This is a genomic window from Streptococcus sp. DD04 (assembly GCF_001578725.1).
Lineage (GTDB): Bacteria > Bacillota > Bacilli > Lactobacillales > Streptococcaceae > Streptococcus > Streptococcus sinensis.
Map to the genome: position 1 here is coordinate 369,336 of NZ_KQ968976.1, position 10,143 is coordinate 379,478.

General features: G+C 41.0%; 7 protein-coding genes and 1 pseudogene. 1 reads left to right on the forward strand and 7 read right to left on the reverse strand.

Annotation, left to right across the window (positions count from 1 at the left end; all coding sequences use genetic code 11):
• Nucleotides 1-79: 79 nt before the first annotated feature.
• The 5 genes from tuf to ftsW all read right to left on the reverse strand — a co-directional run bounded on the left by tuf (nt 80) and on the right by ftsW (nt 7,146).
• Entirely contained in the window at nt 80-1,276 is a 1,197-nt protein-coding gene (gene tuf, locus STRDD04_RS01765; protein ID WP_062198819.1) for an elongation factor Tu, read from the reverse strand.
• A 122-nt stretch (nt 1,277-1,398) separates the two neighbouring features.
• Nucleotides 1,399-2,397, reverse strand: a complete 999-nt coding sequence (locus STRDD04_RS01770; RefSeq protein WP_062198821.1) for an anti sigma factor C-terminal domain-containing protein — start codon at nt 2,395-2,397, stop codon at nt 1,399-1,401.
• A complete protein-coding gene (locus STRDD04_RS01775; protein WP_062199191.1) occupies nt 2,384-2,854 on the reverse strand; it encodes an RNA polymerase sigma factor in 471 nt (156 codons plus the stop codon). Before STRDD04_RS01775 ends, STRDD04_RS01770 begins: the two co-directional genes overlap by 14 nt.
• Before the next feature lie 162 nt (nt 2,855-3,016).
• Complete coding sequence (gene ppc / locus STRDD04_RS01780; protein WP_062198823.1) at nt 3,017-5,863, reverse strand: phosphoenolpyruvate carboxylase; 2,847 nt, start codon at nt 5,861-5,863, stop codon at nt 3,017-3,019.
• Between the two features lie 68 nt (nt 5,864-5,931).
• Entirely contained in the window at nt 5,932-7,146 is a 1,215-nt protein-coding gene (gene ftsW, locus STRDD04_RS01785; RefSeq protein ID WP_062198826.1) for a cell division peptidoglycan polymerase FtsW, read from the reverse strand.
• 219 nt (nt 7,147-7,365) lie between these two features.
• On the opposite strand from ftsW, the gene STRDD04_RS01790 reads away from it, so the two are divergent.
• A complete protein-coding gene (locus tag STRDD04_RS01790) occupies nt 7,366-8,208 on the forward strand; it encodes a glycoside hydrolase family 25 protein (RefSeq protein ID WP_062198828.1) in 843 nt (280 codons plus the stop codon).
• 320 nt (nt 8,209-8,528) lie between these two features.
• On the opposite strand, the gene STRDD04_RS01795 is transcribed toward STRDD04_RS01790, so the two are convergent.
• Together STRDD04_RS01795 and STRDD04_RS11310 are read right to left on the reverse strand one after the other, a co-directional pair.
• Nucleotides 8,529-9,257 (reverse strand): metallophosphoesterase family protein, encoded by a 729-nt coding sequence (locus STRDD04_RS01795; protein WP_062198830.1) that lies wholly within the window; start codon nt 9,255-9,257, stop codon nt 8,529-8,531.
• A gap of 52 nt (nt 9,258-9,309) precedes the next feature.
• A pseudogene (locus tag STRDD04_RS11310) lies at nt 9,310-10,143 on the reverse strand (DNA repair protein RecN); the annotation flags it as partial.

Sequence of the window (10,143 nt, forward strand, 5' to 3'; positions counted from 1 at the left end):
CAAAGAGCCCAAAAAAGCCCCGCTGAGCGGGGCTTTTAGTGTCTGACTTTATAATTATTATTCTGGGAACTTAATCAAATTAAGCTTCGATTTCTGTAACCATACCTGAACCAACAGTACGTCCACCTTCACGGATAGAGAAAGTAGTACCTTGTTCAACGGCGATTGGGTGGATCAACTCAACGTCGATAGTCACGTTATCACCAGGCATAACCATTTCAGTACCAGCAGGAAGCTCGATAGAACCAGTTACGTCAGTTGTACGGAAGTAGAATTGTGGACGATAGTTGTTGAAGAATGGAGTATGACGTCCACCTTCTTCTTTAGTAAGGATGTAAACTTCACCTTTGAATTTAGTGTGTGGGTGGATTGAACCTGGTTTCGCAAGAACTTGTCCACGTTCGATTTCATCACGTTGGATACCACGAAGAAGCACACCAACGTTGTCCCCTGCAAGACCTTCGTCAAGCTGTTTACGGAACATTTCAACACCAGTAACAACTGCTTTGCGGATTTCTTCCTTAATACCAACGATTTCAACTTCATCGTTGACTTTAACAGTACCACGGTCGATACGTCCTGAAGCAACAGTACCACGTCCAGTGATTGAGAATACGTCTTCGACTGGAAGAAGGAGTGGCTTGTCAGTATCACGTTCTGGTTCTGGGATGTACTCATCTACAGTGTCCATCAATTCCATGATGATGTCTTCGTACTTAGTATCACCTTCAAGAGCCTTAAGAGCTGAACCTTGGATAACTGGAAGATCGTCACCTGGGAAGTCATATTCTGACAAGAGGTCACGGATTTCCATTTCAACCAATTCAAGCAATTCTTCGTCGTCAACCAAGTCAACTTTGTTCATGAAGACGATCAAGTGCTTAACACCAACCTGACGTGAAAGCAAGATATGCTCACGAGTTTGTGGCATTGGTCCATCAGTTGAAGCTACTACAAGGATAGCTCCGTCCATTTGAGCAGCACCAGTGATCATGTTTTTAACGTAGTCCGCGTGTCCTGGAGCGTCGATGTGAGCGTAGTGGCGCTTAGCAGTTTCATACTCAACGTGCGCAGTGTTGATGGTGATTCCGCGTTCGCGTTCTTCTGGAGCAGCATCAATAGACGCATAGTCTTTTGGTTGGTTAACTGCTGAAGGCAAGCGACGTGCCAAAACAGTTGTGATTGCTGCAGTCAGGGTAGTTTTACCGTGGTCAACGTGTCCGATAGTACCAATGTTAACGTGTGGTTTACTACGATCGTATTTTTCTTTTGCCATTTGAGTAAAAGCCTCCAATAAAATATATTTTATAGATAGACAGTAGGCAATACAGTCTAACTTTCCTTACTATTTTATCAAATTTCACTGAAAATGCAAGCCTTTTAGTCTTTTTTTGTGAATTATTCCTTATCTAACTGATAGTAAGGCTGATTGGAAACGGAAGCACCAATACTCGAAGCAACAATCCATTCTTTCCCTTCTAATTGGCTGAAATTCTCAGCTTTCCCAGTCAGAATAATACCAGAAAAGGTCAATTGATCCCGATTTTCTGCTTCACGAATATCTAGCTGACCAAATTTCTTGAGATAGGACTCAACCTCATTGTACATGTTGTACCCACTAACACTTGGAAAAAGATTTTTATCTGCCTTTTTCAGATAATCCAAGAAAGTCTGCTGCTCTTTCTTAGCCTCTTTTGCCTTCTTCCTAACATCTGAATCATAAGTAAAGAGAAGACTAGCGTTAGCTCCATAGGTCAGCTTGGGATCAGAATACAGTTCAATACCATTTTCACTGTCTTCTGACTGACTGCCAATCCAGTACCAGTTGATTTTGAGATTGTTCGGTATCATCTGCTGGATTTCCTTATAGGTATAAGGCTTATCAAAAGTCAAAGCTACTTCCACCAATTGATTCGGCATTTCTTTGACAGAAGCCAACTCTTTAGGCATAGAATTACTATCCTTTGTCCCTTTGGCATTGATATTATAGAAGACCGGATATTTTTGACGCAGGGTTCGCGTATAGGTTCCTGAGAGAGACAAATAAGTCCCTTCCGCAGTCGGATCTCTAAAAGCACCTATGAGTGAATAGTTTCCCTCATAGGAAGGATAAGCCACCTTCACTCCATCTAAATCCTTGAAACGATCGGAACGTAAGGTCCCTGAAAAAAAGGAAGTTTGAGTGTGGTAAAGACTATCATAGTCAACATTAGGATAGGCGATTTCGGACATAACTTCGTACTGTTTTTGTAAGTCTCGTCCGTTACTAGAGGCTAATTCTACCAGCCCCTTTCCTAGAAGACCTAAGAGAACTAAAGATACAAAGGAACTAATGACGACTGTCTTCCAGAGTCTTTTTCTCCTGCTTTTCTTTGCAACATTTTCAAATGTTTCCATTTCGATATCCTTTCTTTTCCAGCTCCTTTCGGAGTTTAGCACGACTGCGCATCAGCTGAATCTTGACCTTGCTCACTGAGTAAGACATAATTTGGGCAATCTCCTTGACCGTGAAATCTTGAAAATAATAGAGTTCTAAAAGCGTAGCTTCCTTGAGTGGCAGATCTTCTATCATACTTCTTAGCAGCTCATAATCTTCATTTTCAAAGGGATTGACCAGATCCTTTCCAAAAAATTCTTTTCGCAAAATCTCCAAATAACGTTTATCTCTCCTATATCTGTCGATATAGCGCCGGATGGAAACCCGATACATCCAAGCTCGCATCTTTTCCGCCGGAATAATAACTTCTGTTTCCAACATCTTGACAAAAACGTCCTGCACTACATCTTCTGCTTCCACTTTAGAAGCCCCTGACTTCTGCAGATAGGAGACAATCTCGCGAGCAAAGCCTATCAAGATTGTTTCATATTCATCTAGTTTGATAAGCTCACCCCCCTCCTTCACTAGTATAACGAATGGAAAAGTCTTTTGGTTACAAAAACAGAAAAATCGGACAAAAAGCCGATTTTTCGTTATTTATAATGGTAAATGGTAAAGTGTTCATTTTATTCTCATGTATCAGCCAGAATTCCGAAGTCCTGTGGCAATTCCGTTGATAGTGATGTGGATCAAGCGTTCTTGCTCTGGTGAAAGTTCACCGCGTCGCTGACGCTTAATCAACTCCAACTGAATATAGTTCAACACATTAAAGTAAGGCATACGGTAATCCAAACTGTCCTTGAGGTAAGCATTTTCCGCCAAGAGCTCATCGTGCCCTTCGATAGCCAAGATGACCTTCTTAGTCAGCTGCCACTCGTCCAAGATAATATTGAAAATATCCTGCACATCCTTGTCTTCGCAGAGTTGTGCATACTCAAAGGCAATGTTCATATTAGACTTAGACAGCACCATATCTACATTTGACAAGAGAGACTGGAAGAAAGGCCATCTCTTATACATAAATTGCAGGAAGGCCAGATTCTTTTCAGGATCTTCATCAATAAATTCCTTGAAGCTAGACCCAACACCATACCAGCCTGGGAACATAACCCTGCTTTGAGACCATGAGAAGACCCAAGGAATCGCTCTGAGACCGCCGATCTCAGTAATCGTTTTACGGGCTGCTGGACGGGAACCGATATTAAAGCTGGAGATAGCCTTAATCGGACTGGACTCAAAGAAATAATCGTAAAAGCGCTCATCGCCAAAGACTAAATCACGATAAATCTGATAGCTGCGCTCAACCACTTGATCCATAATCCGCTCATACTCATTGGAAGTATGAGTATCACTTTTCTTACGGGTTACCATGCGGTTGATAGCTGCTGAGACTAGCATTTCTAAGTTATAGTAGGCTGCGTCTTTATTTCCATATTTGCTGCCAATGACTTCTCCCTGCTCGGTCAGACGGATTCGGTCATTGATACTGCGTAGTGGCTGAGAAGTAATGGCTTCATAAGTTGGACCACCACCGCGTCCTACTGTACCTCCCCGACCATGGAAAAAGGTGATTTTTACGCCAAATTTATCACCGATGGCTGTCAGCTGCTGCTGAGCCTTGTAGAGGGTCCAGCAAGAAGAAAGATAACCACCATCCTTATTACTGTCTGAGTAGCCCAGCATGATTTCCTGATAGTTATCCTTGGAAGCAATCCACTTCTGAGCAATCGGCAGGGACAGGTATTTCTCCATAGTATCGCAAGAATTATCCAAGTCTTCAATGGTCTCAAAGAGAGGAACAATCTGAACACGTGTCCCATTTTCATCAATCAATCCTACTTCTTTGAGCATAATGGCTAATTCAAGCAAGTCCGATACACTAGTTGAGTGAGAAATGATATTTTGTTTAATAACTTCTTCTCCCAACACATCTTTAAGCTCACGGGCAGTTTTGAAAATAGCCAGTTCTTTTTGTAAAAGCTCTGATTTTTGGACATGAGTAGCCGACAAAATCCTTGGATCGTCCAAAAGTTGTTTAAGCAGAACCTGACATTTTTCATCCTCTGAGAGAGAGCTGTAGTCCTTTACAATATTTGCTGATGCTAGGAGCTCGGCCACACAGGCTTCATGAACACTGGAATCCTGCCGCATATCAATACTTGCTAAGAAGAAACCAAAGACATCGACTGCCTGCAATAATTCAGTCAACTCACCTGTAACTAAAGCTTGTCCATTGTGCTCTAGCAAAGAATCACGGATAACTAGCAAGTCTTCTTTAAATTCCTGAGCAGTCTTGTAAGATAACACCTGCTCCTTGCTCAAGCCATCTATGGTATCTGTAATACGGGACTGGATATAATTCGGAATGATTTCTTTACCGTTATTGGTGACAGACACACTAGCATTGGCATTCAAAACCTCACCAAGCTTATCTGCCAGCTGATGTCCTTCACTTGAAAAATTCCCTTCTTTCAAATAAAGCAAGGTCTGAATCAGCTTGGACTGAATATAATGAAAAGCTCGGCGGTAAGGTTCATTTTCACGATAAACTGATTTATCACTGGACAAAGCAGCCATTTTCATTACTGCTTCACTGGTTTCCGAAAACTTAGATGAAAGCGAAAAATTTCGATAAAGAGTATAGACCTTATCGATATAGTAGTTCAAAATAACTTCACTTTGAACAGTTGCTGACAGTTTTAGCGTTTCTGCTGTTACAAATGGATTACCATCACGGTCACCACCAATCCACATTCCCATAGTAATTGGTTTTGGATTTTCTAAATGAATCCCTTTTTCTTCTGCTAAGCGCTTGTATTCCAGCATAAAGTTGGTAATAGCCTGAAGAAAAGAACTATTATAGTATTCCATGACATTGGTAATTTCATTAGTTACCTTCAGTTTTTTCTCGCGAATCATGTCGGTCTGCATCATGAGCTCAATATAGCGGCGTAAATTCGCCAACCATTTCTTCTCATTTACCAAACCAGCCTTTACATCACGGTGCTGACGCAACAATGTGTGAATATGATTGGTCAAATCCAACATGGTCTTGCGCTGAACTTGAGTAGGGTGAGCTGTCAGTACTGGCACAACATTCAGGTTTTCCAGAATTTCCTGAGCATTTTCCCGAGTTGAAATCAAGTCTATTGTTGTAGAAAGCTTTCCTAAATAATCGCGATTGACATTGTTTTGATGGTTGATTTCATAGGCCAAATCAACATCTTCAGAAATATTGATTAATAGCGGCAAGATTGAGAAATAGCGAGAAATATAGACCATCTCGTCTGTCGTCAATTTTTCTACGATTGCTTTCAATTCTTGATATCTCGAATCAATTGCCAAATCTTTCATAGTAGAAATCTTTTCAAAAGTCTCAGGACCTAAGATATTTTGCGTAATATCTGCAAGCAGATCTGTTAGAATTGAAACCTCTTCACGAATGACTTCTTTATTGCTATAGCTTTCCAATTTGTTAAATGACATAATCTATACCTCTCATTTTTTCAAGGATTTTTCTACTTTAGAAATATGCTTCAGAAATGGCCAAATTCCTATCGGCCAGAAGTTTGCATTTGCTGATAGATATCTTCTCTGCGCTCATTGGCATCAATATTTAACACGAAGGCAATTGCTACCGATAGGACGAGCAGACTATTCCCCCCTTGAGACAAGAAAGGGAAGGTCACTCCGGTTGATGGAATCAAACCAGAAATTCCGCCAATGTTTATGAAGGTCTGTGTTAAAAACATGCCGCCAATTCCTAAGGCCATCATTGAATTAAAAGGATCTTTAGCTCGAATACCCACTAGAATAATTCTTAGGATAAGGAAAAATAGCAATGCTAGAATCAGACTGGCTCCAAAAAAACCTAATTCCTCAATCACAATAGAAAACACAAAGTCGGTATGAGCCTCAGGAAGATACCCTCGTTTTTCAATCGAATTGCCTAAACCTAAACCAAACCAGCCACCGTTACTTATAGCATAATATGAATTAGCTAACTGGTGGCCTGAACCAGACAAGTCATTAAAAGGGTTAAAGAAAGCGCTGAACCGCTTCGCAACATAGCCAAAGAGCGGCATCTTTGCAACCCGTTCAACCCCAATAAGCCAAATGCTAGCCAAGACCAGCCCTGAACTTCCAAGAATGACTCCCAGCATAGTGGAAAACCATCGATAGCCAATGCCGCTGACCGCCACCATAATGATGACTGTTAAAAACAAAATGGTCGCATTCCCTAAGTCAGGCATCATTGCAACAATCCCAATCAGCAGGGCTACGATTATCCGCCAATCATTAAAAGCTTTTGGAAGCCATTGATTTAAAGTCAGGGCTTGGTAGTCATAAATTTCGATTTCTTTCTGCTTTTTGGAAAAACGATAGGCCAGAAACCAAATCAGAATAATCTTCAAATACTCCGCTGGCTGAACGCTGAATTGGCCAATAATCAGCCATCCGTGAGCTCCGTTGACCGTTTTAGTTACAAAGCGCGAAAGAAGCAAAAGGATTATTTCCACAAAAATAATCAGCGTAATGAAACTACCATTTTTTAAGAAGGACATTTTCATCCTATACAAAATAGTAATGGCGACCAAGCTAGCAATCCAAAATAGTCCTTGATTTATAGCCATACTAAATCCGCTTGCGCCGGCTTGAATCAAGGATGGACTTGTCGTTGAATAAACAATAATCAATCCTATAACAGACAGAATCATGTAAGGAATTAAAATTGAATAATTCAACAGGTGTCTCTTATCAATTTTCATATTTCACCATAAAATTTCTAAAAATTCAATCTTCATTATATCACCTTTCCAATTGAAAAAAAGTATTACGGAAAGTTCAGAGCCAACTTTTTCAAATTAGCACAGCAGTGAAACAACTAAAACTCTTTATATTTCAATTGTATGACATTTTATTCATTATTTTGCAAATTTAGAGATATTTTTTGCTTTTTATTGCACTTTGGGTTAGAATAAAAATGTATGAGAAAGAGAATTAAACCGCTTGCATTCTTCCTGTTTTTTATTTGTTTCATTGTATTTCTTTTAATAAATAAACAAATATCTGATTCGGCAGCTAAGCAAGCAAAAGCAACAAATTCACAATCTGCACAAACAACAGCCAATTCATCAGATGAAGAGCAAACTTCGATTTTAGCTGAAGAATTCATCAATAAACCTGTCATTGATATATCTGGCTGGCAGTTACCAAGTGAGATTGACTATGATATTTTATCAAAAAATATATCCGGCGTCATTGTTCGAGTTCATAGCGGCAATCAGGCTAAAAAAGAGAATGCTGCAACCCACTTAAACGGACTGGATAAAGCTTATAAGACTCATATCACTGAGTTTCAAAAGCGAAATATCCCCGTCGCAGTGTATGCATATATAGCCGCCGACAGCGAAAAAGAAATGGCAAAAGAAGCAGAACATTTTTATAAGGCTGCTTCAAAGTACGAACCGACCTATTACTGGCTCGATGTCGAAGAAAAGACCATGCCTGACATGAATGCGGGAGTTGAAGTTTTTCGCTCAAAACTCGAAGAACTAGGTGCTAAAAATATTGGGATTTATGTTGGAACTTTCTTTATGGAAGAACATAGCATCTCAACGGATAAATTTTCCGCGGTTTGGATTCCTACCTACGGGGCTGATGATGGTTATTATAATGCCGCCCCTAATACGGAGCAAGAATACGATCTGCACCAGTATACTTCCCAAGGAAAATTAAATGGCTTTCCTCACTATTTGGATTTGAATCAATTATCTCCTTTAAAAGATAAAATGCAGACCTATAAAAAACTGTTTGACAATTCCCAATGATTTCAAATCTTTGTCCACTCAGATGAGTAACGACTGAAGAAAAAGACTTTTATTTCCCATTCTTCAATCAAAAAAAGAACCAACCTTGCAAGCTTTTAAGAAGGCAATGATCCTTTTTTAAAAGTTTGCTTTTTTATTATGCACTTATATTGTATATTCAAGTTCTAAAAAAGTAAAAACAAGCTAAAATCCTGTATCTAATAGTGATGAGTATAAAAAAGATTGAAGAAAACTCACTTAAATGGATTATTTCTTCAATCTAAAACTATATTCAATTGGTTGTTCTGATGATTTTGCAATCTGCACCTAGACACTCTCTTTTAATTTCTTACTGCCAAGTCATCGTTTTCAACAAAATAGTGCTTCAGTATTCCGCTATCCCCAAAGAGAACACCATGAAGAACACCTCCATAAACAGCACCGCCATCCATACCAATTTTTCCGTCACCCGTCATCCAGAGACGCTTCGTTCCCGGTGCTTGAGAAAAGAGATAAAAAGTCGGTGTATGACCAAAAACAATTGTCTTTCCAGTATGATTATGGCTCTGATGAAAAGGCGCGCGAATCCAAACTTTTTGATAATCACTGGTCTCTCGCCAGTCTTTCAGTTCCAAATCAAGACCAGCATGGACAAAAATGTAATGCTCCGTCTCCAATAGGAAAGGCATCTGACGAATAAAATCTACTAAATCTGCCGCCTCCGTCTTGACACGTTCCGCGTCCGCTACTCCATCTACAGGAGCATTGAGAGGTCGGCCTAAAAGCGAATTAATCGTCGTATCTCCACCATTACGTCGGTAGTGGTCATAAGACTTTTCAGGATTGTCCAGCCAAGTCAGAAACATATACTCATGATTGCCAGAAAGACAGACAGCTCCTTCTTGGTCCACTAGAGCCTTGACCCGCTCCAAAACTGCTCGGCTGTCCTCGCCACGATCGATCAAGTCCCCTAGAAAGACTAGTTGGCTGCGACCGTCCCAGTGCTGGAGCAACTCATCTAGCATACCAGCCTTGCCATGGACATCACCTATTACAAAATATTCTGTCATACGCGCCACCTCCTAAAGGAGACCGAAACACTAGTGTCTCAGTCTCGCTTGTTTATTTTTTCAATAATTCTCTGGCTTGAGTCAAAGCAGCCTCCGTCACATCTTCGCCAGCCAGCATCTTAGCGACTTCCTGAACACGCTCGTCAGCCGTTAGCAGGCGAACCGTTGAGACGGTCGAATTCTCATCCGAAATCTTCTCAATAAAGAACTGATAATCGGCAATCGCAATGACTTGCGGCAGATGGGAAATAGCCAAGACTTGGCCGTTGGAGCCAATCTTGTGAATCTTCTGAGCAATAGCCTGGGCCACTCGTCCAGAAACACCCGTATCGACTTCATCAAAGACAATACTGGTCTTGCCTTCCTTACGAGAAAAGGCAGACTTGATCGCCAACATGAGACGGGAGAGTTCCCCGCCAGACGCAACCTTCACCAAAGGTTTGAAATCCTCGCCCGGATTGGCTGAGATGTAGAACTCTACTTGCTCATTGCCTTCACGGTTAAACTTCCCCTTACTGAACTTCACTTTAAAGCGCGCCTTTTCCATATAGAGGTCTTGCAGCTCTTGCTTGATTTCCGCTTCCAGCTGGGCTGCTAGGCCGTGACGAGCCTGACTCAGCTCCTGAGCCAGCTCTATCAACTCCCTTTCTAAGACCTTCAGCTCCCGATCCATATCCTCTGAGGACAGATTACTTCCGGTTAAAAGGCTGTATTCTTTGGAAATCTGAGCAAAGTATTCCAGCACATCATCTACTTGGCCGCCGTATTTACGTGTGATGCTGTTAATCAAGTCTAAGCGACTCTCCACCTGCAGCAGCCGATCTCCGTCAAAATCCAGTCCATCTAAAATGTCCTCTAGGCGCTTGCTGACATCTTCCAAGACATA

Excerpts from the sequence above, each read along its gene's own strand:
- tuf (WP_062198819.1), bottom strand. The coding sequence starts at position 1,276 with ATGGCAAAAGAAAAATACGATCGTAGTAAACCACACGTTAACATTGGT.
- STRDD04_RS01770 (WP_062198821.1), bottom strand. The coding sequence starts at position 2,397 with ATGGAAACATTTGAAAATGTTGCAAAGAAAAGCAGGAGAAAAAGACTC.
- ppc (WP_062198823.1), bottom strand. The coding sequence starts at position 5,863 with ATGTCATTTAACAAATTGGAAAGCTATAGCAATAAAGAAGTCATTCGT.
- ftsW (WP_062198826.1), bottom strand. The coding sequence starts at position 7,146 with ATGAAAATTGATAAGAGACACCTGTTGAATTATTCAATTTTAATTCCT.
- STRDD04_RS01790 (WP_062198828.1), top strand. The coding sequence starts at position 7,366 with ATGAGAAAGAGAATTAAACCGCTTGCATTCTTCCTGTTTTTTATTTGT.
- STRDD04_RS01795 (WP_062198830.1), bottom strand. The coding sequence starts at position 9,257 with ATGACAGAATATTTTGTAATAGGTGATGTCCATGGCAAGGCTGGTATG.